This window comes from Curtobacterium sp. MCBD17_032 (genome assembly GCF_003234855.1).
Taxonomy (GTDB): Bacteria; Actinomycetota; Actinomycetes; order Actinomycetales; family Microbacteriaceae; genus Curtobacterium.
In genome coordinates, this window is the sequence record NZ_QKTO01000009.1 from 1 (window position 1) to 26,718 (window position 26,718).

General features: G+C 73.4%; 21 protein-coding genes and 1 tRNA gene. 6 read left to right on the forward strand and 16 right to left on the reverse strand.

Translation table 11 applies throughout. The annotated features are described in order from the left end of the window. The first annotated feature begins 101 nt into the window (after positions 1–101). Positions 102–1,403: a Fic family protein gene (locus DEI91_RS16860; RefSeq protein WP_111052493.1), complete on the forward strand. Its 1,302-nt coding sequence runs from the start codon at positions 102–104 to the stop codon at positions 1,401–1,403. A gap of 140 nt (positions 1,404–1,543) precedes the next feature. Continuing rightward, the gene (locus tag DEI91_RS11825) at positions 1,544–3,715 is read left to right on the forward strand and encodes a S9 family peptidase (RefSeq protein WP_111052494.1); all 2,172 of its coding nucleotides are present in this window, start codon (positions 1,544–1,546) and stop codon (positions 3,713–3,715) included. A 70-nt stretch (positions 3,716–3,785) separates the two neighbouring features. Here DEI91_RS11825 and DEI91_RS11830 read toward each other — a convergent pair whose 3' ends face one another. From DEI91_RS11830 to DEI91_RS11840, 3 genes are read right to left on the reverse strand one after another with little or no spacing between them, the layout of a single operon-like run. Continuing rightward, positions 3,786–5,315: a CYTH domain-containing protein gene (locus DEI91_RS11830; protein ID WP_111052495.1), complete on the reverse strand. Its 1,530-nt coding sequence runs from the start codon at positions 5,313–5,315 to the stop codon at positions 3,786–3,788. Next, entirely contained in the window at positions 5,312–6,142 is an 831-nt protein-coding gene (locus DEI91_RS11835) for a hypothetical protein (protein WP_111052496.1), read from the reverse strand. Before DEI91_RS11835 ends, DEI91_RS11830 begins: the two co-directional genes overlap by 4 nt. Then, entirely contained in the window at positions 6,139–6,471 is a 333-nt protein-coding gene (locus DEI91_RS11840; protein WP_111052497.1) for a PadR family transcriptional regulator, read from the reverse strand. The genes DEI91_RS11835 and DEI91_RS11840 overlap by 4 nt, the downstream gene beginning before the upstream one ends. 68 nt (positions 6,472–6,539) lie before the next feature. Here DEI91_RS11840 and DEI91_RS11845 point away from each other — a divergent pair, with 68 nt between their 5' ends. Next, a complete protein-coding gene (locus DEI91_RS11845; protein WP_111052498.1) occupies positions 6,540–6,812 on the forward strand; it encodes a mycoredoxin in 273 nt (90 codons plus the stop codon). Positions 6,813–6,954: 142 nt separating this feature from the next. Here DEI91_RS11845 and DEI91_RS11850 read toward each other — a convergent pair whose 3' ends face one another. Both DEI91_RS11850 and DEI91_RS11855 read right to left on the reverse strand, forming a co-directional pair. Further along, positions 6,955–9,081, reverse strand: a complete 2,127-nt coding sequence (locus DEI91_RS11850) for a DEAD/DEAH box helicase (protein ID WP_110823848.1) — start codon at positions 9,079–9,081, stop codon at positions 6,955–6,957. 521 nt (positions 9,082–9,602) lie between these two features. Then, positions 9,603–10,844 carry an aminoglycoside phosphotransferase family protein gene (locus DEI91_RS11855; RefSeq protein ID WP_146244285.1) on the reverse strand — a complete coding sequence of 414 codons (1,242 nt, stop codon included), beginning with the start codon at positions 10,842–10,844 and terminating at the stop codon, positions 9,603–9,605. 79 nt (positions 10,845–10,923) lie between these two features. Between DEI91_RS11855 and DEI91_RS11860 the strand changes: the two genes are divergently transcribed. Further along, positions 10,924–11,985, forward strand: coding sequence for an aromatic acid exporter family protein (locus tag DEI91_RS11860; protein WP_258374407.1), 1,062 nt, complete (start codon positions 10,924–10,926; stop codon positions 11,983–11,985). A gap of 7 nt (positions 11,986–11,992) precedes the next feature. Here DEI91_RS11860 and DEI91_RS11865 read toward each other — a convergent pair whose 3' ends face one another. Then, positions 11,993–12,310 carry a hypothetical protein gene (locus DEI91_RS11865; RefSeq protein WP_111052500.1) on the reverse strand — a complete coding sequence of 106 codons (318 nt, stop codon included), beginning with the start codon at positions 12,308–12,310 and terminating at the stop codon, positions 11,993–11,995. A 205-nt stretch (positions 12,311–12,515) separates the two neighbouring features. On the opposite strand from DEI91_RS11865, the gene DEI91_RS11870 reads away from it, so the two are divergent. Together DEI91_RS11870 and DEI91_RS11875 are read left to right on the forward strand one after the other, a co-directional pair. Further along, positions 12,516–13,193 carry a response regulator transcription factor gene (locus tag DEI91_RS11870; protein WP_111052501.1) on the forward strand — a complete coding sequence of 226 codons (678 nt, stop codon included), beginning with the start codon at positions 12,516–12,518 and terminating at the stop codon, positions 13,191–13,193. Positions 13,194–13,221: 28 nt separating this feature from the next. Then, entirely contained in the window at positions 13,222–14,730 is a 1,509-nt protein-coding gene (locus DEI91_RS11875) for a cell wall metabolism sensor histidine kinase WalK (RefSeq protein WP_111052566.1), read from the forward strand. Positions 14,731–14,735: 5 nt separating this feature from the next. Here DEI91_RS11875 and DEI91_RS11880 read toward each other — a convergent pair whose 3' ends face one another. The 10 genes from DEI91_RS11880 to DEI91_RS11925 all read right to left on the reverse strand — a co-directional run bounded on the left by DEI91_RS11880 (position 14,736) and on the right by DEI91_RS11925 (position 26,712). Continuing rightward, positions 14,736–18,161, reverse strand: a complete 3,426-nt coding sequence (locus DEI91_RS11880) for an error-prone DNA polymerase (protein WP_111052502.1) — start codon at positions 18,159–18,161, stop codon at positions 14,736–14,738. 13 nt (positions 18,162–18,174) lie between these two features. Then, on the reverse strand, positions 18,175–19,752 hold the full coding sequence (locus DEI91_RS11885; protein WP_375537687.1) for a DNA polymerase Y family protein: 1,578 nt from the start codon (positions 19,750–19,752) through the stop codon (positions 18,175–18,177). Between the two features lie 143 nt (positions 19,753–19,895). After that, the gene (locus DEI91_RS11890) at positions 19,896–20,753 is read right to left on the reverse strand and encodes a hypothetical protein (protein ID WP_181439588.1); all 858 of its coding nucleotides are present in this window, start codon (positions 20,751–20,753) and stop codon (positions 19,896–19,898) included. A 64-nt stretch (positions 20,754–20,817) separates the two neighbouring features. Beyond that, on the reverse strand, positions 20,818–22,629 hold the full coding sequence (locus DEI91_RS11895; RefSeq protein ID WP_111052503.1) for an anthranilate synthase component I family protein: 1,812 nt from the start codon (positions 22,627–22,629) through the stop codon (positions 20,818–20,820). Then, complete coding sequence (locus DEI91_RS11900) at positions 22,608–23,546, reverse strand: aldose 1-epimerase family protein (protein WP_111052504.1); 939 nt, start codon at positions 23,544–23,546, stop codon at positions 22,608–22,610. Before DEI91_RS11900 ends, DEI91_RS11895 begins: the two co-directional genes overlap by 22 nt. 144 nt (positions 23,547–23,690) lie before the next feature. Next, positions 23,691–23,766 (reverse strand) — tRNA-Ala (locus tag DEI91_RS11905). Between the two features lie 114 nt (positions 23,767–23,880). Further along, complete coding sequence (gene rsfS, locus DEI91_RS11910; protein ID WP_111052505.1) at positions 23,881–24,273, reverse strand: ribosome silencing factor; 393 nt, start codon at positions 24,271–24,273, stop codon at positions 23,881–23,883. Between the two features lie 131 nt (positions 24,274–24,404). Beyond that, entirely contained in the window at positions 24,405–25,904 is a 1,500-nt protein-coding gene (locus DEI91_RS11915) for a hypothetical protein (RefSeq protein WP_111052506.1), read from the reverse strand. Then, complete coding sequence (gene nadD / locus DEI91_RS11920; RefSeq protein ID WP_110823839.1) at positions 25,901–26,500, reverse strand: nicotinate-nucleotide adenylyltransferase; 600 nt, start codon at positions 26,498–26,500, stop codon at positions 25,901–25,903. Before nadD ends, DEI91_RS11915 begins: the two co-directional genes overlap by 4 nt. 11 nt (positions 26,501–26,511) lie before the next feature. Beyond that, entirely contained in the window at positions 26,512–26,712 is a 201-nt protein-coding gene (locus DEI91_RS11925; RefSeq protein WP_110823838.1) for a hypothetical protein, read from the reverse strand. Between the last annotated feature and the right edge of the window lie 6 nt (positions 26,713–26,718).

Below are 26,718 nucleotides of genomic sequence, written 5' to 3' on the forward strand. Positions count from 1 at the left end.
GCGTCAGATGTGTATAAGAGACAGGCATACGACATCCGGATTCCTCGCCGTGGGGCCTACCCCGCCACTACCGTCGACGGACGCTGAGGACGGGAGGCAGCATGACGGGCGACACGGCGGCGGTCGGGCACGGGCGGGACGGCGTCGCGCCGACGGCGATCGGGCGAGGGTCTGGCGGGTCTGGCGGGTCCGCCTGGCCCCGGCACGGATCGACCGATCGTCCGTGGCGGAGCAGCGGTCGTCCGCCCCGCGCCGACCGGATGACGCGGTCGGTGCGGTGCTCGCTGCCGCCCACGATCGCGGACCACCCGTACGTCGCGCCCCCGGACCTCGCCGACCTGCTGGCGCGCACGACCGACCGCCTGGTGGACCTCGACCGCCGACTCGGCGACCGCACGGCTGCGTTCGACCTGCTCCTCGCCCGTACCGAGGCGGTCTCGTCGTCCCGGATCGAGGAGGAGCACGCCACGCTCGACGACTACGCCCGGGCGCTCGTCGGCATCCGTGCGAACGGCAGTGCCACGGCGATGGTCGGCGCGACCACCGCCCTGCGCGGGATGATCACCGCCGCCGGTCGGGGCAGCATCACCGAACGGTCCGTGCTCGACGCCCACGCGGTGCTCATGCGGGACGACCCCGTGGACGGCCCCGTCGCCGGGCAGTGGCGCCGGGTGCAGAACTGGATCGGCGGCGGGGCCTCGCCGCGTGACGCCGCGTACGTGCCGCCTCCGGCTGAGGACGTCCCCGACGCGATGGCCGACCTCTTCGCCTTCCTGGCACGGGACGACGTCGATGCGCTGGCGCAGGCCGCCATCGCCCACGCCCAGTTCGAGTCCGTGCACCCGTTCACCGACGGCAACGGCCGGATCGGGCGGGCGCTGGTCAACGCGGTCCTGCGACGCCGCGGCGTGACGACCACACTCGTCGTGCCCGTGGCCGCTGCCCTCGTCGCGGACCGAGCCGGCTACTTCGCCGAGCTCGAGCGCTACCGGGACGGCCACGTGGACGGCATCGTCGCCCTGACCGCGCGGACGGTCGGGGTCGTCTGCGACGAGGTCGAGTTCGCCGCGCTCCGGCTCGAGGAGATCGAGCTCGACCGGAGTGCGCTCCGCCCGACCGATCCCGGACCACGGGTCGAGCACCACTCCGACCTGCTCCGCGCCCTCCTGGCCGACCCGGTCCTGACCGAGGCCGCGGTCACCGCAGCGCTCCCGGCGGACCTGCCGTGGACGGAGGCGGTGATCGACGACCTCGTCGACGCCGGCGTCCTCCGCCCCGTCACAGCACGTCGTCGCGACCGCGCGTGGGTCGCGTCCGACGTCCTGGCCGAGCTGGACGCTCTCGCCGAGCGGATCCGGGCGGCGGCACCGGACGTCGCCCACCCGACGGCGACAGCAGTGTGAGCGGCGGCCGGCAGGACCGGAACTGACGTCCTGCCGGAGCGAACGGTGGTCCCCGAGCTGCAGGACGGGGCGCGCCGGAGCGCCGCCGCCGCCGGACCGAGCCGGGTGGGGCCTCCACCCCGAGCGCATAGGGTGGCCGGGTGACCAGCGAGCACGACGTGACCACCCCGCCGACCGCCGCCAAGCGGCCTCAGACGCGGACCCACCACGGCATCGACTTCGTCGACGACTACGAATGGCTGCGGGACAAGGAGTCCCCGGACACCGTCGCGTACCTCGAGGCCGAGAACCGGTACACCGAAGCGCAGACCGAACACCTCGGTGCGTTGCGGGACCGCCTGTTCGACGAGGTGAAGAGCCGCGTGCAGGAGACCGACCTCTCGGTGCCGGTGCGGATGGGCCAGTGGTGGTACTTCACCCGCACCAGCGAGGGCAGCCAGTACGGCGTGCAGTGCCGCGCCCCGATCAGCGGTCCGGACGACTGGACGCCGCCGTCCCTCGACGAGGGTGCCGACACGCTCCCGGGCGAGGAGGTCGTCCTCGACGGCAACGCCCTCGCCGACGGGCACGACTTCTTCTCGCTCGGCACGTACGACATCAGTGACGACGGCCGCCGCCTGGTGTACGGCGTCGACGTCGAGGGCGACGAGCGGTACACGCTCGCGGTGCGCGACCTCGAGACCGGGCAGGACCTCGCCGACACCATCCCGAACACCGGGGCCGGCGCGACGTTCGACCCGTCCGGGCGGTACGTCTTCTACCCGACGGTGGACGAGTCCTGGCGCCCGGACCGCATCTGGCGGCACGAGGTCGGCACCGGAGCGGACGCCGACGTGGTCGTGTTCGAGGAGCCGGACGACCGGTACTGGGTCGGGGTCGGCGTCACCCGTTCGTCGCAGTACATCGTCATCGAGCTCGGGTCGAAGATCACGTCCGAGGCGCTCGTCCTCGACGCATCCGACCCGACCGGTGAGTTCCACGTCGTGTGGCCGCGTCGCGAGGGCGTGGAGTACGAGATCGAGCACGCCGTCGTCGGGGGCAGCGACCGTCTGCTCGTCCTGCACAACGACGGCGCGGAGAACTTCGAACTCGTCGACGTGCCCGCGGACGACCCGACCTCGACCTCCGACCGTCGCGTGGTCGTCCCGCACCACGAGCAGCGGCGCATCGAGTCCGTGGACGCCTTCGCCGGGCACCTCGCGCTCGAGTACCGATCCGAGGCACTGCCCCGGATCGCCGTCATCCCGATCGAGGGCGACGGCTACGGCGAACCCCACGAGGTCCCCTTCGAGGAGGCGCTGTTCTCGGCAGGACTCGGCGGCAACCCCGAGTGGGACCAGCCGACCCTCCGCCTCGGGTACACGTCCTTCGTGACGCCGTCCGAGGTGAGCGACCTCGACCTGGCGACCGGGCAGGTGACCGTCCTGAAGCGACAGCCGGTCCTCGGCGGGTACGACCCGTCCGACTACGTGCAGGAGCGGGACTGGGCGACCGCTGCCGACGGCACCCGCGTCCCGATCTCGCTGGTGTGGCGCAAGGACGCCGTCGACGCGGACGCCCCGGCGCCGCTGCACCTGTACGGCTACGGGTCGTACGAGCACTCGATCGATCCCGGCTTCAGCGTCATGCGCCTGTCGATGCTCGACCGCGGGGTGGTCTTCGCGGTGGCGCACGTCCGCGGTGGTGGCGAGATGGGCCGGCACTGGTACGAGGACGGCAAGACCCTGACGAAGAAGAACACCTTCACGGACTTCGTCGCGGTCGCCGAGCACCTGATCGACAGCGGTCGGACGAGCGCCGACCAGCTCGCGGCCGAGGGCGGCAGCGCCGGTGGGCTCCTGATGGGCGCGGTGGCGAACCTCGCCCCCGAGCGGTTCGCGGGCATCCTCGCCGCGGTGCCGTTCGTCGATGCGCTGACGAGCATCCTCGACCCCGACCTGCCGCTCACGGTGATCGAGTGGGACGAGTGGGGCGACCCGCTGCACGACCCCGAGGTGTACCGCTACATGAGCGAGTACAGCCCGTACGAGAACGTCCGGGACGACGTGCAGTACCCGCGCATCCTCGCCGTGACCTCGATCAACGACACCCGCGTGCTGTACGTCGAGCCAGCGAAGTGGACCGCGAAGCTCCGCGAGGTCGGAGCCCCGGTCCTGCTCAAGACGGAGATGGCCGCCGGCCACGGTGGCGTCAGCGGACGGTACGACTCGTGGAAGGAGCGGGCGTTCGAACTGGCGTGGCTGCTCGACGTCCTCGGGCTGGCCGACGTCTCCCCCGCCGCCGCGACGGCGAACCCGATCGCGGCCGGCTGAGCGGACCCCGCGACCGACACGACGACGGCGCGCACCCGACCCGGGTGCGCGCCGTCGTCGTGCCCGCCGGTCACACGCGGTTCAGCGCGTGCACCGCCTCGTCGTAGGACTCCTCCGCCAGCCGGACCCGGTCGCCGGCGAGCACGCCGTACCCGAACGTCCCTTCGCCTCCGCGGTCGGCGATGCCGGAGTGCGTGCGGAGCGCGTCGAGTGCGTACAGCGACCGCACCCGCTCGGTGAGGACGTCGGCGGCGGTCCCGATGCGCTTCCAGAGCGCGTGCGGGAACGCGTCGTCCCCGAGCACGTCCATCGCGAGTCGTGCCCGCATCGTCCCCTGCCAGGCCAGCTCGGTCGCGGCCCGGTCGGCCGCTTCGCGGAGGGCGGCCGTGTCGGAGGTGTCGTCGGCCACCGCGTCGCGCACGAGTTCGCGGACGCGCGGCTTCACCGTGGCGGTGACGTCCTGCGCCACCTGCTTCGGCGAGCGGAGCGCCCACGCCGTCGGGGCGGGTCGTTCGACGGCGTCGTCGAGGGCGTCGAGGAGCTCGAGGAACGGCTCCCCGTGCAGGGCCGCGACGACGTCCCGCACCGCTGCGTCGCGGCGCTCCCGCGTGGCCGCGAGGATGCGCTCGCGGGTCATCGCGTCGACGAGGGCGTCCTGCGCGGGCGTCGACGCGCGCGGCAGCCGCTCGACCAGGTACTCGGCGAGCGCGGCGCGGGCGGTCACGTCGGCGAGGGCGTCCGCACCGGCCACGGCGCGGTCGACGGCCGCGCCGGCGGCGAACGCGGGTCGGTACGTCTGCAGGATCGCCGCGATCTCCAGCGTCGTCGCGGCCACGTCGCGGAGTTCGGCGTTCTCGCCGGACCGCAGCCGGGCCTCCTGGCCGAGCAGCGCGGAGCGCAGCTTCTTCAGGCGCTTCGTGAGGATGCGGGCGGTCGTCCCCTTCTCGGGTCGGTCGGCAGTCTGGAGGCGCGGTGCCGGTGCTCCGGCGAGCCCGCGTGCCAGCTTGGACGCGACGGCGGCGGGGCCGGCGCCGGCGGCGGCGAACCGGCCGTCGAGTGCGGCGAACAGTTCGTGGGCGACCTGCGCGTCGACGCCGTCGACGGTCTCGACCTCAACCTCCCGCCATGTGCGCGGGTCGGCCGGTGCGTCGTCGTCGAGGCGTTCGGCGACGACCCGGTCGTCCGCGAGTTCGGCGATCTGGTCGCCGTCCTCGTCGAGCAGCCGGGTGACGGTGCGGGTGGTGGTGATCCGGACGACCGGGTGCAGACCGCGGCCTCGGCGCTCGGTGAACAGGGCGGCGAGGACCTCGGCGGGCACGGTGTCCGGGTCCTCGGTGAGCGGGAAGTGCTGCTCGTGCCGGACGGTGTCGGACTCGGCGCGCTTGATGTGCCAGCCGGCGTCGTGGCCACCGGTGCGTCGGCGGACGGTGACGTGTGCGGCGACGAGGTCGTACCGCTGCGTGTCCCAGTAGGTGGCGTCGAGTCCGAACGGTTCCCGGTGGTCGGCCCGCATGATGCCGCCGACCCCGATCAGGTCGGGGAGCGGGGCTCCGTCGGGCAGGTCGTAGGTGCGCTCGATCTCGAGGTGGGTGTCGGTCACGGTGTCTTGTCTACCAGGGCGGGAGGGTGCGCCTCGTCACGGGTGGGACGGCTGGACCGGGCGGTCCCCCAGGCGAGGAGTCCGGCGACGACCACGGAGAGCCCTGGCAGGGACACGATGCACGGCTGCAGCCGGATCGGGACGACCACCCACAGCATGCCGCTCTCGACCAGGGTGGCCGCTCCGAGCGGGAGCAGCAGGAACAGCCATGCGCGTCGCGGTGCATCGGTCGCGACGAGCCAGCCGGCGAGCGCGAGGAGGAACGGCAGCACCGTCGGCAGGATGCTGACGGGCCATCCGGAGACCGGGAGAACGAGCGGGGTGACGACCGCACCGACTGCAGCGGCGGCGACCAGTGCGGCGCCGAGGCGACGGCGACCAGGACCCGACCCGGGCAGGAGCAGGGCCGCCGCGGTCACCGCTGCGCCCGGCACCAGGTACGACAGGAGCCAGATGCCGACCAGACCGACGGTGCGGTCGAGGTCGCTCTCGTACCCGTAGTTGGGCTGCAGGATCAGCCACGGTCCGGTCATCAGGATCGCGAGGGCGGCGACCGTGACCAGCACCGGAACGGTGCGGATGGTGTGCGGTGCCGCGGCTGTCGAGAACGGTGCGGTGGTCATGGTGTCTCCCCAGGTGGTGCGCCGAACCCCTCGGCGATGGAACAGTGCGGTGGTGAGAGCGCCGAAGGCCAACCCCGTCGGTGAGAGCCCGAGGTCGGCCGCGTCGCGGAGGTCCGCGTACCACTGCTCGCGACGGACCACGCGGTGCTCGGCGGGCGAGATGGCAACGGCGGTGTCGACGAGGGCGCGACTGAGCGCGGTCACGACGTCACCGGGCGCGTGCTCGGGCGGCCCGCGGGACGGGTGGCTGTGGCTGCGGCTGCTCGTCGAGCGTCGACGAGCTCGGCCGCGGCCTGTCGCCCGTCGGCGGTGAACTCGTAGAGGCGGCGGCGGGGGCCGGAACGGTCGGCGTCGTCGTCCCAGCTGGAGTCGATCCACCCATGTCGCTCGAGTCGCTCGAGGATCGGGTAGACGGTGCCGGACGGCCGTCCGATCACCTTGATGAGTTGCAGCCCCCATGCCGGCCCCTCGGCCGCGAGCAGGGCGGCGAGGACGTCGAGCGTCGGGGCGGTGACGCGGAGCAGCGGTTCCATGCTCGTAACCTAGCTATGTAGGACAAGCCGGTCAAGCGCCTCCCGGGGAGCGGGACGAGAATGAGGACATGAGCGAGACGATCACCCGTGACGCGTTCGTGCCCGAGGCCGGCGGCGTCACCATGTTCACCACGAGCTGGTGCGGCTACTGCGCCCGGCTGAAGAACCAGATGACGAAGGCCGGTGTGCCCTTCCGCGAGGTCGACATCGAGCAGACGCCGGGCACCGCCGAGCTGGTCGCGGAGGTCAACGGCGGCAACCAGACCGTGCCGACCCTGGTGTTCCCGGACGGCAGCACCGCGACGAACCCGTCCCTGGCGGAGGTCCAGTCGCGCCTCTGACGCGCGGTCGCCCGCCGGCCGGGTCCGCGCTCCGGGCCCGCCCGCGGTGCGAGCCGGCCCGGCACAGCAGGAACCCGCTCGAACCACGGACGTCCGTGGTTCGAGCGGGTTCCTGTTGTGCGGTGCCGAACGGCGCCGGGCGCTAGCGGCTGAGGGCGTCCATGAGCAGCGCGGCCATGGCGTCGAGCTGGATGTCGCCGGAGTCCACGACCTCCTCGTCGGAGCCGTCGAGCGCCCGCGCAGCGAGTCCGGCCTTGCTGTCGATGAGCTCGGCGATCTTCGTGTCGATCGTCTGTGCGGCGATGATGCGCCACGCGGTGACGGGCTCCTCCTGCCCGATGCGGTGCACGCGGTCGATCGCCTGGGTCTGCTCGGCGCTCGTCCAGGACAGCTCGGCGAGGACGACGTTGGACGCCACCTGCAGGTTGAGCCCGACACCCGCCGCGGTGAGCGAGCAGACGATGACGGCCACGTCCGGGTCGTTCACGAACGAGTCGATCTCGGCCGTGCGCTGCGCCGGGGTCTGGTCGCCGCGGATCGTCGCCGTGCGCAGGTGTCGGCGGGCGAAGACCTCCTCCGCCTGGTCCATGACGTCGAGGTGCTTCGCGAAGAACACGACCTTGCCGACGTTCGAGGCGAGCTGCGCCGCGTAGTCCGCCGCGAGCTGTGCCTTGGCCCGGCCGATGCGCCGCACCATGGAGAACACGTTCTCGCCGGTGGACGAGGCGTCCTGGTCCTCGAGCTCCCACCGGGCGACCTGACGGACGAGCTTCTCGTCGATGCCGACGACCGGGTCCTGACCGGTCCGGGCGGCGAGCGCCTGGTGGTACCGCTTGACGAGCTTCGCGGTGAGCTCGCGCTCGGCGTCGCGGATGGAGCGGCCCTCGTCGCCGTCGAGCTCGACGGGGATGTCGGCGATCCGGCGGGCAGGGATGTCCGCCGCGACGTCGACCTTGCGCCGTCGGACGATGCCGAGGTCGATCACGGCCTTCCGCGCCTCGGTGAAGAAGCCCTGGTCGGCGGGCGTGAGCCCGATCTCCTCGAGCTCGTTCATGAGCTGCGCGCGGGGCTTCTTGTCGTCGATCCAGCCGAGGAACTCCCAGATGGTGCGGAAGTCCTCGACGGAGTTGATGAGCGGGGTACCGGTCAGGGCCATGAGCAGCGGGTTCGCCGTCCGCTCGCGGATCTTCTCGGCGAGCTGCAGCACGTACTTCGAGCGCTGCGACTCCTTGTTCTTGATGAAGTGCGCCTCGTCGACGACCATGCCCTTGAACCCGAACGTGCCGAGCCAGCCGACGTGCCGGTCGAGGATCTCGTAGTTGACGATGAGGATGTCGGCGAAGCCGTCGAGGTCCTGCCCGTCACCGTGGATGACGGTCGCGCGGTGGTTCGGCACCCAGCGCTCGGCCTCGCGCGCCCAGTTCGTCTTGACGACGTTCGGGACGACGACGAGCAGCGGGAAGGCCTTTGCCGCGTCCGCCGCGAGGAGCGACTGCGCGGTCTTGCCGAGCCCCGGTTCGTCGGCGAGCAGGAAGGTGCGGTGTCCCTGCGCGGCGGAGGTGACGAGCTCGGCCTGGTGCTTCATCAGCGTCACACCGGAGGGGGTGTGCAGCGACGCGGGCTCGGGCAGCGGCATGGACGCTGCTCCCCCACCGGCGCCGTACTCGAACGACTTGAACAGCGGACCGAAGAGCTCCCAGTTCGCCAGCCGGCGGGGATGGGCGACGGGCTGGTCGGCGAGCGCGAAGTCCGGCGGCAGGAACGGGTTCGCGAGCTGGCGCTGCACGACCGCCTGCGGCACGACGGCACGCTCGGGGGTCTCCACCGCCGCGGTGGGTTCGGCCGCGATGACGAGGTCCTCGGGCTGGAGCTCCATACCGGCGGCGATCATCATGTCGCGCTTCACGGTGCGGGTGGCCTCGGAGACCGCGGCCTCCTCGGTCAGGAGCTGGATGACGCTGGTGTCCCGGGCGGCGGTCTTCGCCAGGATCGTCGCGACGCCGTCCAGGCGCTTGAGCTGCTCGGCGCGCTGTGCGTCGGTGAGCGTCGTGTCCGCCTTCACACGGGCACGCTCCTCACGCATGAGCAGGGCGACCGCCTGGAACTTCGTCCGGTTCGTGGCCTTGAGGGCTCCGCGCTGCGCGGCGGCCTCGACCTCGCGGACGGCTCGGGCGAGGACGGGGATGAGGCCGTCGTTGTCGAGCGGCCGGGTCCGGCGCGACGCCGTCCGCGTGCCACCGGCAGCGCGGCGGGTACCTGATCGAGCCAAGGCTCCTCCTGTTCCGCCCTCGTCGGGGCGAGCCACCCGGTACGGGCGGAAGTCGTGTCGGTGCGTCCGTCGCACCCGGGTCCACCCCGGGCCGCCGTGGCCCGGAGCGCACCGGATCGTCCGGCTGACCGCATCGCACGACCCGGGGTGAGGGCCGGAGGTCGATGGACCGGTCTGCGCGGGAGGTCCGGCGCCGTCGCACGCACGCGTCGTCCCCGAGCAGTGCCCCCGGAGAGCCCCGACCTCCGGAAGGACACGCCTCGATGAGAGGCCGCCCCAGGAGGTCCGAACCCGGACGACGCGGATCCGGCACCCGCACCGGTCAGGTGACCGGCCGTCGCGGCAGGAATCGACGCGACATGCGAGCACGCGGTGCGTGCGCGGTCAGTTTACTCCCCAGCCGACGCCGGAGGCGACTCTCCCCGCGCCGCGCGTGGCGGGCCTCCCGGCCGGTCGCCGTCGACCTGCGGCGACGCTGCCTGCCGGACCGCAGCCGGAGCCGTCCTCGTCGGGACTGCTGGTCAGACGCGCGGTGCGGACCGCGGACGGCCGCTGCCGGACGGGAGGCTCGGGGCCGGCTCCGCCAGGGCGGCCCGCGTAGCGGCGAGCAGCTGCTCCGCCGTCGCGATGCCGTTCGCCGACCCGGTGGTGGCCTGGCCGCCGGCGTGGGCGAGGAGCTGCGCGCCGATGGCGGGTCCGATGCGCTCGGCCTCCTGCGGGTTGCGGGCGACCCAGTCGCGGGCGACGGCGTCCGCGAGACGCTCGGCGGCGGCCCCACGCTCAGCGTCCCCGCGCGACCGGTGCCAGAGCCCGGTGACGACGAGGTGTGCGACCACGGCGCCGATGTCCCGCACCGGGTGTCCCCACCCGGCGGTGTCGATGTCGAGCAGGCCGGAGATGCGCCAGGGCTCGTCCTCGTCGACGAACACCTGCTCGAGGTGCAGGTCCCCGTGCACGACCTGCTTCTGACCCGCGGCCCACCCGATGGAGCGGCGGCCGATGGCGTCGTACAGCCGGTCGATCTCCTCGGCGTCGCCGGGGAGCGCGGTCGTCAGCGTCCGACGGTGCCAGTCGGCGTGGTCCATCGCGTCGGCCCGGGCCTGCTGCGTCATCGGCACCGTGGCGATCCGCCCGGTGAGCGCGGCGAGGGACGCCACGAACCGCGGGTCGTCGGCGATGTCGGTGATGCGGCTGCCGGCGGGCACGCCGCGGACGAGTTCGAGGACGAGCAGTCCGTCACCGCGGCTCGCCAGCACCCGTGGCACGGGCAGGCCCGCGGCGGCGAACTGCTCGTGGGTCCGGACGATCGGGGCGACCCGGTGCGGACGGACGATCTTGATGAACAGGGTCCGTTCCGGGGCGTCCACCCGGACGACGGCGCGCTTCCCCGGTCGGTACGCGGCGACCGTCAGCGTCGGGTTCGTCACCGGCAGCCCGAGCGTGGTGAGGAGCTCCGCGACGGCGTCACGGTACGTCACCTGCGGCAGGACCGGGAGGCCCGGATCGTTCGGGTAGGCCCACACCGAGACCGGGTCGCCGGTCGTCGGGTCGGTGACGATGGCGCTGTTCTGGTCGTGGGTGCCACCGGTGTCGACGTAGGTCAGGACGGTGGCGCGCTGGCCGGCCCGGTCGACGGTGTCCACCTCGTAGCCGTACAGGTAGCCGTTGCCGGACGGCTCGACCGAGTGGGCGCGCGCGGCGACGACCGTCGTCCCGGACCCCGCGAAGGCCTCGGGGATGACTCGCTCATGGTTCGGCCACACGTCCACAGTCAACCGTGTCACCGGGGATCCGTCGCGTTCGTGCCCGGCTCGGCGCGCGGCTCGTGGTTACCGTGGGAGCGTGAACCCGGTCGCGCCCCTCCGCAGCTCGAGTCGCACACCCTTCCTGCAGGTCGTGAAGACCGCGGTGGCGGTGGTCGCGGCGGTGCTCCTGTGCGAACTGCTCATCCGCGGGCCCTTCCCGACCTTCGCCGCGATCGCCGCCCTGCTCGTCGTGCAACCGAGCATCAACCAGTCGTTCGTCAAGGGCCTCGAGCGGAGCGCCGGCGTCCTGCTCGGGGTGGTGCTCGCGACCGGGGTGCACCTGCTCCTCGGCGACGCCGTGGCGGTCGTCCTGCTCGTCGTCGTCCTCGCGATCCTGCTCGCCTGGGCACTGCGCCTCACACCGACCTCGGCGACGCAGGTCGGCATCAGCGGCATGCTCGTGCTCACCGCGGGTGTCGTCACGCCGAACTACTCGGCCGACCGGATCCTCGAGACCGTGATCGGGGCGGTCGTCGCCCTCGCGGTGAACGCCGTCATCGTCCCGCCGGTGCTCCTCGAACCCGCGCACCTGGCCGTCGCGCGGCTCGCGCGGGACACCGCAGCCGCATTCGAGCGGATCGCCGTCGGGCTGACCGAGGGGTGGGACGCCGCGCGGTGGGACGAGGCCCTGCGCCAGGCCCGGGCGCTCCGCCAGCAGCACGGCCGGGCCGAGGCGGCGCTGACGTCGGCCCGGGACTCGCTGACGATGAACCCGCGGGGCGGCCGGCACCGCACGGTCCTCGAGCGCGACGTCGCGGTCGCGGAGCACCTCCGTGTCCTCGTCACCCGGGTGACCGGCATGACCCGCGCCGTGCGCGACAACACCGCCCCGGACCTCCGCGCCGACCCGATGGTCGGTCGGATCGCCACCGAGGTCGCGCGGGTCGGCGCCGACGTCCGACGCCTCGGCGCGCAGGTCGAGTCGACGCGGCTGACGCCGGGCGAACTCGACGACGGACCGGAGGAGACCTCGGTCGAGCACGCCTTGACCGCCCCGCTCGCGGTGGTCCGACCGAACTCGCAGCACTGGGTGCTCATCGGGGCCCTGCTCGAGGACGTCCGACGCGTGCGTGAGGAGCTCCTCGGCGAGGACGACTGACGCCGGGTCAGCGGACGCGTTCGCCCGACCCCCGCGCGGCCTCGGCGGCCGTGGACAGCACCTCGCCCCAGACGTCGGCGGCCGGCCACGTCGGGTCCGAGGTGACCACCTCGACGTCGGCGAAGCGGCCGATCTCGGCGACCACCGCCTCCGGCCCGACCGCCCGCGCGGCACGGGCGGCGCTGTCGGGCACGACTGTGCGCATGTCGGCGACGACGCGGTCGCGGTGCGGTCCGTCGAGCGTCCCGAGACTGACGACGCCCTTCCAGGCGGAGTCGAGTTCGGCGCGCAGGCGGACGATCTCCGGACGGTCCGGGTCGTGCATGGTTCCCCCTGGTACAGGACGGTCTGTCGGGTGCAGCGTCCGAGCCGGAGCATAGCAACGAAGGGGGTACCGTCAGTACCCGTCAGTCTCGGGTGTCCACTGACCGCAGCCCGCAGCGGCGGGCTGTGTCGCTGCTCAGGCGCCGTCCCGGCGGAACCGCCCACACGGTCCGCGTTCGGTGCCACGATGGTCGCAGGAGGTCCAGATGCGCTTGTTGGTGGTCGAGGACGACGACGAGATGCGCGCGCTCATGGAGCGCGGGCTCGCCGCCGAGGGGTACCGCGTCACCGCGGTCGAGAACGGTGTGGAGGCACTCATCGCGCTGGGCGAGCAGCCCTACGACATCGCCGTGGTCGACGTGATGATGCCCGGCATGTCCGGCTTCGAGCTGGCGCGACGCGTCCGTGAACGCGAGGACCCGGTCCGGATCCTGCTCGTCACCGCGCGGGACGCCGTCGACGACCGGGTGTTCGGGCTCGACGCCGGCGCGGACGACTACCTCACCAAGCCGTTCGCCTTCGCCGAACTCACCGCACGCCTGCGCGCCCTCGGGCGCCGCGAGCCGAGCGGTGCCCCGCGCACCATCGAGGTCGGGGACGTCTCCATCGACTCCGAGGCCCGGCGCGTCTCCGTCAAGGGACAGCGGGTCGCGATGAGCCCCACCGAGTTCGCCCTGCTGCGGCTCCTCGCCCGCTCGGTCGGCACCGTCGTCGACCGGCCCAAGATCCTCGAGGAGGTCTGGGACGGGTCGCAGCACGTGGACCCGAACGTCGTCGAGCAGTACATCTCGTACCTGCGGAAGAAGCTCGTCGCGCAGGAGGCCACCGTGGCCATCAGCACCGTGCGCGGTCGGGGCTACCGGCTCGACCTCGTCACGGCCTGACGACCGCGTGGTGCGGTCGGACGGCGGTGTGGGCGCGGGGCGGGCGCAGGGGCGACGGCCGTCGAGGCTGCCTCCGCCGTCGCTGCGCTCGCTCTCGCTGCGCGCCCGGATCACGATCGGGTCGACCGTCATCGCGGCCGTCGTCATCGCCCTGCTCGTGCTCGTGATGCGCCTGCAGGTGGTCAACGTCGTGGCGAGCGCCACCGAGACCTTGCTCGACGCCGACACCGATCCCTACGTGGCGACGCTCGAGGTCGACAGCGACCCGAACCTCTCACCGCCCGGCAACGCGCAGTTCGTCGCCGTGGTCTCCCCGACCGGGGACATCACACTGTCCTCGATGCCGCGCCGTCTCGAACAGTCGCTCGGCAGCCTGCGGACGACCCCGGCGGGCACCTCGGTCGTCGAGCTCGGCGGTTCCCAGTACCGCGTGGTCGTCGAGCACCCGGTGAACCAGGCCGGACGGTGGACCGTCGTCGCCGCCCGCAACTCCCAGGCCGAGGCGATCGTCGTCGACGAGCTCACCACCACGCTGTCCGTCACCGGGCTGGCGATCCTGCTCGCGTTCGGCGTCGCGTCGTGGGTGCTCGCCACCACCGCGCTCCGCCCGGTCAACCGGATGCGCCGCGAGGCCGAACGGCTCTCGGTCGCGCCGGAACGTGCCGAACTGCCGGTCGGCCCCGCGCAGGACGAACTCGCCGAACTCGCGACGACCCTGAACGCCTTCCTCGCGCGCACCCGGCAGGCGACCGAGCGCGAACGACAGATGGTCTCCGATGCGAGTCACGAACTCCGCACGCCGCTGGCGATCCTGACGACGCAACTCGACCTCGCCGCGCTCGACCGGGACGACGCCCGCGCCCTCGCCGCCCACATCGAACGGGCGAAGAACAGCGTCGCCCGGCTCTCCCGATTGGCGAACGACCTGCTCACGCTGTCCCGCATCGAGGAGTCGGAACGCCGGGCCGCCGACGGCGCACCGCAGTCCGCCACCGCCTGGTCCGACCTCGGGGACGAGGTGATGGCCGCCGTCGACCGGGTCCGGCTCATCGCCAGCGCGAAGGACGTCACCGTCGACTTCGAACTCGAGCCGCCGACCGTGGCCGACGGGTCCGACGAGCCGCGGTACCGGCTCGACACCGGGGGCATGGCACAGCTCGTCACGAACACCGCCGGCAACGCCGTCGCCGCGCTCCCCCGTGGCGGCACCGTGCTCGTCAGCTGGCGGGCCGCCTCCGGCGAGGGGGTGCTGCAGGTCACGGACGACGGCCCCGGCGTCCCGGAGTCGTTCGTGCCGGTCGCGTTCGACCGCTTCACCCGCCCCGACGAGGCACGCACCTCACGCCGGGATCCGGACCCGGTGACCGGCGCGGTCCCGATGCCGGGCGGGTCCGGCCTCGGGCTCGCGATCGTGCGGGCGGTGGCGGAGCGGGCGGGCGGTACGGCGTCCCTCCGCAACCTGCCGACGGGTGGGCTCGAGGTGACCGTGCGGGTGCCCGAGGTGCGGGACGCACCGGCGGCGCGGACGGCCCGCTGACGCGCTCACTGGAAGTCCCGCGACCGTGTCCGGACGGCGAGCGGGAGGTGCTCGATGCGGTCCGCGACGAGGTTGACCACCCCGTCCGGTGACCGCTCGAGGATCCCCCGCACGATGACCGCAGGTGACTCCCGCGCCACCCGGCGGTACCGGCCCCACACCCCGACGCTGCAGATGACGTTCACCAGGCCGGACTCGTCCTCGACGTTGAGGAACGTGATCCCCGACGCCGTCGCCGGGCGCTGCCGGTGCGTCACGATCCCGCCGACCTCCACGCGCCGGCCGGTCTCCGCCGTCCTGGTGTCCTCGACGCTGAGCACCCCGCGCGCCGACAACCGCTCGCGGAGGTGCCCGACGGGGTGGTCGTCCGTGGACATCCCCGTCGACCACATGTCCGCGATGAGGACGTCCCCGCTCGTCATCTGCCCGAACAGCGGCGGCTGCACGACGACCTGGGTGTCCGGCAGCTGGTCGGGGCGCTCCGCCGCCGCCTGCGCCGCCGACCACATGCCACCACGACGATCGACCCCGAGCGACTCGAACGCGTCCGCGGCCGCGAGCGCCTCGAGCTGCGCGGTCGACAGGCCCACGCGGCGCGCGAGGTCGGACATGTCCGAGAACGGTCCGTTCGCCCGCCGTTCGGCGATGATCCGCTCGGCACTCCGGCGGCCGAGCGACGCGACCTCGGCGAGGCCGAGCCGGACCGCGAACGCACCGTCCCGGCGGTGTGCGGCGGTGTCGTCGGCGGCGTCCCGGTCGAAGGGCAGCACCGGCGGCTGCTCCGTCGCCAGGCAGGAGTCGTGCCCGCGCCCGTCGTGCCCGTGCCCGTCGTGTCCGCCGAGTGGCTCGAGCGTCGCGTCGACCTCGGACCGTAGGATGTCCGGCCGGAGCACCCGCACGCCGTGCCGCCGGGCGTCGGCGACGAGGGTCTGCGGCGAGTAGAACCCCATCGGCTGCGCCCGGAGCAGCGCCGCCAGGAACGCCCCCGGGTAGTGCAGCCGCATCCACGCACTCGCGTAGACGATGAGCGCGAAGCTGATCGAGTGGCTCTCCGCGAAGCCGAAGTTCGCGAACGCCTGGATCTTGGCGTAGATGGCGTCGGCGTCCTCGCCGTGGATGTCGTTCTCCGCCATGCCCCGGTAGAGCTTGTCCCGGAGCCGGTCGATCTTCTCGAGGCCGCGCTTCGAGCCCATCGCCCGACGGAGCAGGTCGGCATCGTCCCCGGAGCAGTTGCCGACCGCGATCGCCATCTGCATGAGCTGCTCCTGGAACAGCGGCACCCCGAGCGTGCGCTCGAGCACCGGTTCCAGCGCGGGGTGGATGTAGGTCACGGGCTCCTCGCCCGTGCGTCGACGGATGTACGGGTGCACCGCACCGCCCTGGATCGGCCCGGGGCGCACGAGGGCGACCTCGATCACGAGGTCGTAGAACCGACGGGGCAGCAACCGGGGCAGCGTGCCCATCTGCGCGCGGGACTCCACCTGGAACACCCCGATCGTGTCCGCCCGACAGAGTTGGTCGTAGACGCCCTGCTCCTCCTTCGGGATGGAGTGCATGTCCCACCGCTCCCCGCAGTGCTCGGCGGCCAGGTCGAAGGAGTACTGCAGCGCGGCGAGCATGCCGAGCCCGAGCATGTCGAACTTCACGAGCCCCATGTACGCGCAGTCGTCCTTGTCCCACTGCAGCACGGTCCGGCCGTCCATCCGGGCGTGCTCGATCGGCACGACCTCGCCCACGGGCCGGTCGGTCAGGACCATCCCGCCCGAGTGGATGCCGAGGTGCCGCGGGAACCCGAGGACCTGCTGGGCCAGGTCGACCACCGGCTCCGGGATGTCGTGGTCCTGGCTCTCGGTGACGGACCCCCACCGCTCGACCTGCTTCGACCAGGCGTCCTGTTGTCCGGGGCTGTGCCCGAGCGCCTTCGCCATGTCCCGCACGGCGCCCTTCGGCCGGTAGGTGATGACGTTCGCGACCTGCGCGGCGTTGAACCGTCCGTACTTGTCGTAGACGTACTGGATGACCTCCTCGCGCCGGTCGGAGTCGAAGTCGACGTCGATGTCCGGTTCCTCGTCACGCATGGCCGACAGGAACCGCTCGAACGGCAGGCCGTACCGGATCGAGTCGACGGCGGTGATCTCGAGCAGGTAGCAGACGGCCGAGTTCGCAGCCGATCCACGTCCCTGGCAGAGGATCCCCCGTCCGCGGGCGAACTGCACCATGTCGCGCACGATGAGGAAGTACCCGGGGAAGCCCTTGTCCTCGATGACCGACAACTCGCGTTCGATGCGTTCCCGCTTGTGTGCGTCGACGCCGTCCGCGTCCCCGGGGTAGAACCGACGGGCCCCGCGCCAGGTCAGCTCGCGCAGCCAGCTCATCGCGGTGTGGCCGTCCGGCACGTCGAGGTCGGGCAACCCGGGCTTCGCGGTCTTCAGCTGGAAGCCGAGTTCGTCGGCGAGGACCACGCTCCGTTCCACGGCACCCGGCCACCGGGCGAACCGCCGGGCCATCTCGGCGCCGGAGCGGAGGTGCGCGGTGTCGGCGGCCGGCAGCCATCCGTCGATCTCGTCCAGACTGCGGCGGGCGCGGACGGCTGCCAGGGCGGTCGCCACCGGGAACCGGTCCGGGGTGGCGTAGTGCACGTTCCCGGTCGCGACGACGGGCAGCGTGTGCCGGGCGGCGAGCGCCGCGAGGACGTCGTTCCGGGCGCTGTCGAGCGGATCGCCGTGGTCGGAGAGCTCCACGACGACGGACCCCGTCCCGAACCGGTCCAGCAGCGCCCGGAGCGCCTGGTCGGCGGCGCCCTCACCGCCGCGTTCGAGGGCCTGCCGGACGGTGCCCTTCCGACAGCCCGTGAGCACCCGCCACCGGCCACCCGACCGTTCCGCCAGGTCGTCGAGGTCGTACCGGGGGCGCCCCTTCTCGGAGCCCGCGGCGAGGTGCGCGGCCGTCACCGCGCCGGCCATCCGGTGGTACCCGTCCTGCCCGTCGGCGAGGAGCAGCAGGTGGGAGCCCTCCGGGTCGGGCACGCCGTTCTGCGGCTCGGTCAGTCCGAGGGACAGCTCGGCACCGTAGACCGTGGTCACGCTCGGGTACGTCTCGGCGACCTCGGCCATCCGCGCGGCACCGTAGAAGCCGTCGTGGTCGGTGATCGCCAACCCGTGCAGGCCGAGGCGTGCGGCTTCCTCGAGCAGGTGCTCGGGCGCGCTCGCCCCGTCCAGGAAGCTGAAGGTCGAGTGCGCGTGGAGTTCCGCGTACGGCACCGCGGGTGGCGCGTCCGGCGAAGCGACGTCCGCCGGACGGTACGGCGCACGCTTCCGCGACCAGGCCGGACTGTCGCCGCCGTCGCCCTCGGGGGTCGTCCCCGGGCTCCGCTTGTCGGAGAGGGCGCGCTCGAACTGCGACCACGGGATCGGCGGGTTGTTGTACCCCATCAGCGTCCGTCCTTCACGTCGCGATCGCCTCTGCCCACCAGCGGTGGTCGGCGAGGACCAGGTACCACGCCCGCCCCTCGGCGTCGACGAGCTGCAGGCGGTGCAGTCGCCGTCCGCCCGACTCCCACCACCGCACGACGAGCGGCCACGGCCCCGCCCACGCCGTGACGGGTGCGAACCGCCCACCGCGGTCACCGTCGGACCGGAAGCGTCCGGGTTCACCGGTCAGGGTGCCCCGGTCGTCGACGTCCACCGGGCCGCCGTCCGCCGTGACGACGTCCACCGGTCGTGGCCGTTCGAGGACCGTCGCCGGTGGCGGTCCGGGCAGCTTGCCCGGCCACGGACGGTCACGGACCACCGCGAGGGCGCGCTCGCCCCCGACCGGAGCGTCCCCCCACGGCACGAGCACGATGCGTTCGGCCAGCGTCCGGCCGCCGCCGATCCGGGGCGTGACGACACCGTCGTGGCCGACCATGCCCTGCACGCGGGCCAGGCCGTGGTGCACCCGCTCGTCGGGCCCGGAGCCCCAGAGTCCACGCTCGTGGTTCGCGAGGTCGTCCACCGCGACGGGCTCGAGCACGACCGAGGTGACCGGCGCCTCGAGCCCGGTCGGGTCGACCCCGCCGGCGAGCTGCCAGCGCACCCGGTCCACCACGTCGGCGGCGTCGAACCACCGGGGGTGTGCCCACACCCGTTCGAGCAGGACGTCCCGCTCGTCGACGATGCCGACCCGGATCGTCGTCGCGACGAGGCCGGCGGCGCGGAGCTTGGCGGCGAAGTCGTCGGCGGAGCGGCGGAAGGCGAAGGCGATCTGGTCGGCGCGGTCGAGGGGTGGTTCGAAGGACGCCTGGACCTCGAGGTCGGGCGGGACCTCGCGCGCGGAGACCTCCCGCGGGTCGCGCCCGCCGGCGAGGCGGTGCAGGAAGGCCCCCGGGACGCCGAACCGGTCGCGCACCTGTTCGTCGGTGAGCGCGGCGAAGTCCCCGAGCGTCGCGATCCCGAGCCGGCCGAGCACCATCGCGAGGTCGGGGTCGCCGAGCACGCCGAGCGGCAGCGGGGCGAGGAACTCCGCCGACCCGCCGACCGGCACCATGCGGACGCGCTCCCCGGGCCGCCGCGGTCGTGCCCGTGCGGCCTGCTCGGCGGCGAACGGGGTGTCGGCGACCCCGGCCCGGACGCCCGGTGCGCCGTGGTCGGCCGCGATGCCCGCCAGGACGGTCGCCGCTGCCCGTTCTCCACCGTGGTAGCGCGCCGGACCCCGGGCCCGCAGCGCGATCGTCCCGGGGCGCAGGACCTCCACACCCGGCGCAGCCTCTTCGATCGCGCGGATGACCGGCTCGAACGCACGGTGGTCGAGCGCGTCGTCGTACGGCTGGGTGACGAGGTCGGTGCAGCGCGCCTGCGCTTCCCGCACCCGCAGCCCACGGACCACCCCGACCTGCCGGGCCGAGGCGGAGCTGGCGAAGACCAGGCCCTTCGCGATGAGCGCGAACGGCTGTTCCGGGGGCGCTCCCGCTGCCCGGGCGGCCGCGATGACGGGCCAGTCCGGACACCAGAGGACGATCGTGCGGGTCGGCGGGGGCTCCGGCAGCCCCGCTCCCCTGCTGAGCGCGTCCGCACGGACGGCTCCCGCGTTCGGCAGCCCGACACCGGGCACCCCAGCACCGGTCAGCCCGGCACCGGTCAGTGCCGCGCCCTTCGGTGTGCCCACCAGCGCGCGGCGTCCGCGGGGGCTCACGACGCCACCGCGACGGGACGCAGGACCCGTCCGTCGACGGGCACCGCGGCGACCGCGGTCGTCGGGACGGCCGCGCGGACCGAGCCGTCCGCCGCGGGCAGGAGCAGTTCGGCACTCGTCGGTCGGACCGCACCGGCGCGCCCCGACGCGGTGACGGTCACCCGTCGCTCGGTGAGGTACCCGTGACCGTGGCCGATCCCGCTCCACCGGGACTCGGTGACGCGCAGGGTGACGTCCGCCCCGGGCCAGGACCCGAGCGCGACGAGTGCGGCCCCACGCTGCCGGAGGCGCGCGGAGAGCCGGGCGACGTCACCGGGCACCACGCGGCCGAGGGGGCGGGTGAGGACGATCTGTGCGACGTCGGCGAGGGCCGCGGTCACCGCGAGCCACTGGTCGCCCGGGTCCGGCACCAGCACGAGCCGTTCCAGGTCGATCCCCGCCGCTGCCGCCGCCTCCACCCCGAACGACGGCACACCCACCACCGCGCACCACGCACCGGCCGCCGAAGCCGCCTGCAGCATGGTCTGGGCGAGCAGCACCGACTCCGGCACGGCGTAGGTCCCACCCGCGCGGATCGCGCCGCCCGGCAGCAGCGGGGCGAGGGCGTCGGCGGTGGGCAACCCCTCGGTGTCCACCCGGGTGGACTCCATGTCGGCCACCCGGGAGCGCAGTGACGTGATCCGGTCGAGCGCCGCCCGCGCTGCTCCGACGTGGTCGGCCCCGCGGACCCCGTCGGCGTCACCGCGAGCAGCACCGCTCCGCCCGATGTGCTCGCGGTCACCGCGTCCGCGGTCGCTGCGCTCATCGGACGACCGGAGTGCCGTCGCCGTCTGCATGCCCTCATGTTCGAACATGTGTTCGATGATGTCAACCGGCACCGACATCCGGTGGACAGCTGCTCGAACACCCGTTCGAGGACTACCAATGCGCCGCTGCACCCACCCCGCGGAGCACGGACACCGTCTTCGCCTCGACCTCGTCGGCCTCGTCGGCCGGCGAGGACGACCACGTCACCGCGCCGCCCGCCCCGAGCGTCCTGCGCCGCACGGACCCGTCCGGATGGAGGACCGTCACCAGTGTCCGGATGGCCACCGACAGATCGACCGCACCGCTGGCCGAGAAGTACCCGATCGCCCCGGCGTACACCCCGCGCGGGGCACCCTCCAGCCGGTCCGCGATCGCCGTCGCACTGCGCTTCGGCGCACCCGTCATCGACCCCGGCGGGAAAGCCGCCCGCACGACCGCGGCCCGGGAGGCCCCGGGCGGCAGGACACCGGCGATCGTCGACACCATCTGGTGGACGCTCGCGTACGTCTCGACGTCACAGAGCCGTTCGACGCGCACCGACCCCGGGCGCGCCGTCCGCTGCAGGTCGTTCCGCAGCAGGTCCACGATCATCACGTTCTCGGCCCGGTCCTTGGCGCTGGTCGACAGGTCGGCGCGCACCACGGCGTCCTCGACCGGATCGACGTGACGCGGCCGGGTGCCCTTGATCGGCTCGGCCAGCACACCTCCGTCGGCGTCGATCCGGAGGAACCGCTCCGGTGAGCGGCTGGCGATCCGCAGGTCCCCCGTCCGCAGGTACGCCCCGAACGGTACCGGGTCACCGCGGCGGATCCGCAGGTACTCGGCCAGGTGGCGGTCGTCGGCGGCCCCCGTGACGTCCGGACGGACCGTGACGTCCGGACGGACCGTGCCGTCCGCGCCGTCCGCGCCGTCCGCGCCGTCCGCGCTGTCCGCGCTGTCCGGGGCGTCCGGACCGTCCGGGACGGCGAACGCCGTCGTCAGGCACACCTGGAACGCGTTCCCCTCGCGGATCTCGTCCCGGCACGCGTCCACGGCACGTTCGTAGGTGGCGCGGTCGACGCGCCCCCGGGCCTCCAGGACGCGCCCTCGGGCCTCCTGGACGCGTCCGCCGGGATCCGGACCACCGTTCGGGAGGCCCGTGGCCGCGCCCGCCGCGTCGTCGGCCGGACCCGGGGCGCCCGCCCCCTGGACGTCCGGCTCCCGCCGGCCCGGCTCCCGCGGGCCCGGCTCCGAGCGGACCGGCTCCGAGCGGACCGGGACGCCGTCGACCGGAGCCTGGTCGTCGGGGTCAGCGCCGTGCAGCCCGGCCGCCCACGCCCGGTTGTCCGCGGACGCCGACGGGTCGGCGTCGTCGACCAGGGTCACCGCCCAGGCCGCACCGTCGTCCCGCACGAGGACCGCGCGGTCCACGAACCGGAGGTCGGCGTCCGCGTGTCCGTCCGCGGTCCGGTCGGGCCCGTCGACCTCGCGTCCGAGCTCGTAGCCGAGGAAGCCCACCCACCCGAGCGCGAACGCGCAGCCCTCCACCGGTGCGTCCAGTGCGGGTGTGCGCTGCAGCAACTCGTCGAGGACGGCGAACGCGGCACGCTCCTCGACCCGCGACGACCCGAACCACCGCCCGGCCACCGCCGACACGTCGACCCGGGCGAGACGGTCCTGGTGGCGGAACCGCGCGGCGAACGGCCCGTCCGTCAGGGCGAGGACCGACCAGGCAGCCCGGATCCCCGCTGCCGTCGGAGCACCCTCCGGCAGCGCCGAGTCGAACCAGACCAGGTCACCGGTGGTCCGCCGTGCGAGGACGCCGAGGTCGACCGGACCGTCGAGCCTGCGGGTCTCCAGCCGCGGGTTGCCGGTCCGTCCCGCAGGGTGCCCTGCCGACGGCGCACGTGCGGACCCGGGCGTCAGACCGCCGAGATCGTCCATGCGGCGGCGGACGAGGCGCCCGGCTCGAGCACGACGAGGCCGGCGTCCACGTCGGCGGCGAAGGCGTCCGCGTTGAAGGCGTTCGGCGCACAGGTCATCGGCTCGACGGCCAGACCCGCGCGGTGGTACCCGGGCACGACGTGGTCGGCGGTGTGCACCTGCGCCCACCCGCACTCCGGCCCGAAGGCCACTCGGACGCCGTGCCCGTCCGCCGCCGTGACGGTGATCGCCGCGATCCCGTCGGCGTCGCGGTCGAACCCGGTGAAGGCGTGGTCGATGAACCGCGAGCCGACCGGTGTCGGCGTGCGCAGGTCGAACTCGTCGTGGACCGGGACGAGGTCGGTCGGGATGAGCCGGTCCGCGGTGACCTCGAGCACCTCGGCCGCCGGGAGCGTCAGCGTCCAGTCGTCGACCGTGCCGGCGCCGGCGACGAGGTACGGGTGCGGGCCGGTGCCCCACGGTGCCCGGTCCTCGCCGGTGTTCGTGCCGGTGACGGTGGTGTGCAGGCCGTCGGCGTCGAGGCGGTACTCCACGCGGACCTCGACCCGGTAGGGGTAGCCCTCCTGCGGCTGCACGGTCGTGGCGAGCAGCACGCGGTCGGCGTCGTGCTCGAGCACCGCGAACTCGGTCCAGGCGACCAGGCCGTGCAGGGCGTGGGAGCGCTTCGGCTCGGTCAGGGCGAGTTCGTGCTCGGTCCCGCCGAAGGTGTACCGGCCGTCCACCACACGGTTCGGCCACGGGGCGAGGACGGCTCCGCGGAAGACCGGTCGGACCTCGTCCGCGTCGAACGTGGTGACGAGGTCGCGGCCGTCGTGGCGGAGCGCCCGCAGGGTCGCACCGACGCTCGCGATGTCGGCGGTGTAGCCGGAGGAGGCGATCGACGTCTGGGACCCGGAACGGGGGGCTGCGCTGCTCATGCGGTCAGCGTATCGGCCGCGGAGACCCCGACGGGCGACGGGACGAGCACCGGTGGAGAGCGTGCCCCGCCGCGGCACGTGCCCGGATGTCGGCGACTGCGGAACGGGAGAAGCCCCGCTGCTCGGAGAGCAGCGGGGCTTCGGTGGTGGATCTGAGGGGACTCGAACCCCTGACCCCCTGCATGCCATGCAGGTGCGCTACCAGCTGCGCCACAGACCCATCGGCCGCGAGCGGCCTGTCGGTGTTCCCCCGGTTCCCCGGAGGCACCAGTACAGCGTACACCACGCGGGGACGGGGGGACGAAATCGTCGCCGCCACCCGGGCGCGTCGCCGCTACGCGGTGTTTTCCGCTGCCTGCGCCTGGTCGACCGACAGCTCGAGCGGGATGACCGGGCAGTCCGACCAGAGGCGCTCGAGGGAGTAGTACTGGCGCTCTTCCTCGTGGAAGACGTGCACGACGATGTCACCGAAGTCGATCAGTGCCCACCGGCCTTCGCTCCGGCCTTCCCGACGCAGCGGCTTCGAGCCGGCCTCGAGCATGCGGTCCTCGATCTCGTCGGCGATGGCGAGCACGTTGCGCTCGTTGCGGCCGGTGGCGAGCAGGAAGACGTCGGTGAGCTGGAGCGGTCGGGTGACGTCGAGGGCGACGAGGTCCTCGGCCTGCTTGGAGTCGGCCGCTTGAGCGGCGATCTGCACGAGTTCGAGTGCGCGAGCGGAGGCGGTCACGGATTCCTTCCGGTGGTCATCCCGACGAAGGCGTCGCGATGTTCATGATGGGTCACGATCATAGGTCAGACCGCCGACGACGGCCATGCCGACGCCGAGGGGGCCCGGACCCGCGACTCGACGGTCGACGACTACGAGCCGAAGAAGTTGGTGGCCACGAGCGCGACCACGATCACGCCGGCCGCGACGACCCCGACCGCGCTGGCCGCGACGGCGAGCACCACCGGGGTCTTCGAGTCCTTGGGCTTCGCCGCGGCGAGGACGACCTGCCGCGTCGAGGTGTGGCTCGACACGGCACGGCTCGCGCGCACCGGGCTGGCGTCGGTCTCGGGCTGCTCGTCCTGCTGGTCGAGCAAGCGGTCGACCTCCGCACCGTCGATGGGTCGGTGCGACCCGGTCGAGGACAGCGAGGACGGCAGGTCGATCGACCCGGTGAGGATGACCTCGCCGGTGGCGTTCAACGCACCGGTCGGGTCCGCCAGCGCCGAGTTCGGCAGGATGATCGCGTTCGACCGTGCCTCGGCGACCCGGCGGGTGCCGGTTTCCTCGTCGTGGACCTCGGCGTCGTTCGAGTCGTGCGCGAACGTCGACCAGTGCCCGCTCGGCGCGTCGAACGCCGTGGTGACGGGCTTCGGCTCCCGGGCGGCGTCGGACGAGGCCGGACGGGAGGCGGACCCGGGCTGCGACGCCGAGCCGGGCCGGGCAGCGGACGCCGGGCCTGCCGCCTGGGCGTCGGCGGGCACGACGGGCAGCGGGACCTCGTTCGTGTCGTCGTCGTCCAGGTCGAGCGGGAACACCCCGGGGGCGGCGGCAGCGGAGGACGGGGCGGCTCCGGCCACGACGTCGTCGACCGGCGCCGCGGAGGGCGCGGCGGTCTCGAGGTCGCTCGGGTCCGCGTCGTGCGGCGCCCAGGTGGTGCGGTGCAGGCGCGGTTCCTCCGCGTGTGCAGCCGCCGCCTCGAGGGGCTCGATCGCGTCCGGGGAACCGTCGGCGGCCGTGGCCTGCTCGACGGCGGCCGGCTCGAGGTGCGACACCTCGGGGTTCGGCTCCTGCCAGTGCGAGGTCTCGCGCTCGTCGGCATCGGGACCGTCCGCCTGCCGGTCCGCGGGGTCGGTCGGGCCGGCGAAGCCGAAGGGCACCAGCGGGGCGCGCTCGGCGTCGCCGTCGGACGCAGCCGTCTCGGCCGGGGTCGGGAGGGACGGCACCTGCGCGTCCGGTGCCGGCACGGCAGCCGGACCGGACAGGGTGCCGAGCACGTCCTGCACGGTGCGGTCCGAGGAGTGCGGGGTCGGGTTCTGCAGCGGGACCGGGCGACCGCCCTGCTCCTGGGCCTCGCGGAGCAGCCGCAGCTGTCGACGGGACATCCCGCCCGTGCCGGGCACGATCTCCGTGGCCGACGCCGGCGGCAGGTCGGGGACACCCGACGCTGTGCCGGCGGACCGCGGCGCGGACGACTGGGCGGGTGCGGCGGTTCCGGGCGCGACGTGCGAGCCGGGACGACGGCGTGCCTCCGGTGTGCTGGCGGCGACGGTCGGCGGTGGGGTCACGGGCTGGGCACCGCCGTTCGCGGCGCGCTCGCGCTCGCGCAACTGGCGCCGCGACAGGGGCGGCTGCGCGTCGGACGGACTCATGCAACGCTCCGATACAGATGGTGCTTCGAGATGTACTGGACGACGCCGTCCGGTACGAGGTACCAGACGGGGGACCCGCCTCTCACCCGGTCGCGGCAATCGGTCGAGGATATCGCCAGCGCGGGGACCTCGAGCACACTAACGTCCCGTTCTGGGAGTCCGGTGATGCTCAGCGCGTGTCCCGGTCGGGTCACCGCGACGAAGTGCGCGAGGTCCCAGAGACCGTCGTGGTCCTTCCAGTCGAGGATCTGCTGGACCGCGTCCGCCCCCGAGATGAACACGAGCTGCGCGTCGGGGCGCTGCTCGCGGAGGTCGCGCAGGGTGTCCACCGTGTAGGTCGGGCCCGGGCGGTCGATGTCCACCCGACTGACCGTGAACATCGGGTTCGACGCGGTCGCGATGACCGTCATCAGGTACCGGTGTTCGGCGTCGGTGACGTCCGCCTTCATGTACGGCTGACCGGTCGGGACGAACACGACCTCGTCCAGGTCGAAGTGCTTCGCGACCTCCGATGCGGCCACGAGGTGACCGTGGTGGATCGGGTCGAACGTCCCGCCCATCACCCCGATGCGCGGCCGACCCGTGCTCTCGAGCATCGGGGGGCTGGTCAGATCTTCGAGTGGCCGAACTCGTCCACGCCGGTCTCGTGCTGCCGGGTGGCCTGGAACTTGTGCGAGTGACGGTAGGCGACGTCGCGGAAGCTCCACGTGACGAACCCCAGGAAGGTGAAGAAGCAGGCGGCGACGATCGGGTAGACGATCGCGGGGACGCCGGCCGCGTGCTCGGCGGCCTCAGCGAGGAGTGACATCTGGCG

Excerpts from the sequence above, each read along its gene's own strand:
- DEI91_RS16860 (WP_111052493.1), top strand. The coding sequence starts at position 102 with ATGACGGGCGACACGGCGGCGGTCGGGCACGGGCGGGACGGCGTCGCG.
- DEI91_RS11840 (WP_111052497.1), bottom strand. The coding sequence starts at position 6,471 with ATGGAACCGCTGCTCCGCGTCACCGCCCCGACGCTCGACGTCCTCGCC.
- DEI91_RS11845 (WP_111052498.1), top strand. The coding sequence starts at position 6,540 with ATGAGCGAGACGATCACCCGTGACGCGTTCGTGCCCGAGGCCGGCGGC.
- DEI91_RS11865 (WP_111052500.1), bottom strand. The coding sequence starts at position 12,310 with ATGCACGACCCGGACCGTCCGGAGATCGTCCGCCTGCGCGCCGAACTC.
- DEI91_RS11870 (WP_111052501.1), top strand. The coding sequence starts at position 12,516 with ATGCGCTTGTTGGTGGTCGAGGACGACGACGAGATGCGCGCGCTCATG.
- DEI91_RS11880 (WP_111052502.1), bottom strand. The coding sequence starts at position 18,161 with ATGGGGTACAACAACCCGCCGATCCCGTGGTCGCAGTTCGAGCGCGCC.
- DEI91_RS11890 (WP_181439588.1), bottom strand. The coding sequence starts at position 20,753 with ATGTTCGAACATGAGGGCATGCAGACGGCGACGGCACTCCGGTCGTCC.
- DEI91_RS11895 (WP_111052503.1), bottom strand. The coding sequence starts at position 22,629 with ATGGACGATCTCGGCGGTCTGACGCCCGGGTCCGCACGTGCGCCGTCG.
- DEI91_RS11900 (WP_111052504.1), bottom strand. The coding sequence starts at position 23,546 with ATGAGCAGCGCAGCCCCCCGTTCCGGGTCCCAGACGTCGATCGCCTCC.
- DEI91_RS11915 (WP_111052506.1), bottom strand. The coding sequence starts at position 25,904 with ATGAGTCCGTCCGACGCGCAGCCGCCCCTGTCGCGGCGCCAGTTGCGC.
- nadD (WP_110823839.1), bottom strand. The coding sequence starts at position 26,500 with ATGCTCGAGAGCACGGGTCGGCCGCGCATCGGGGTGATGGGCGGGACG.
- DEI91_RS11925 (WP_110823838.1), bottom strand. The coding sequence starts at position 26,712 with ATGTCACTCCTCGCTGAGGCCGCCGAGCACGCGGCCGGCGTCCCCGCG.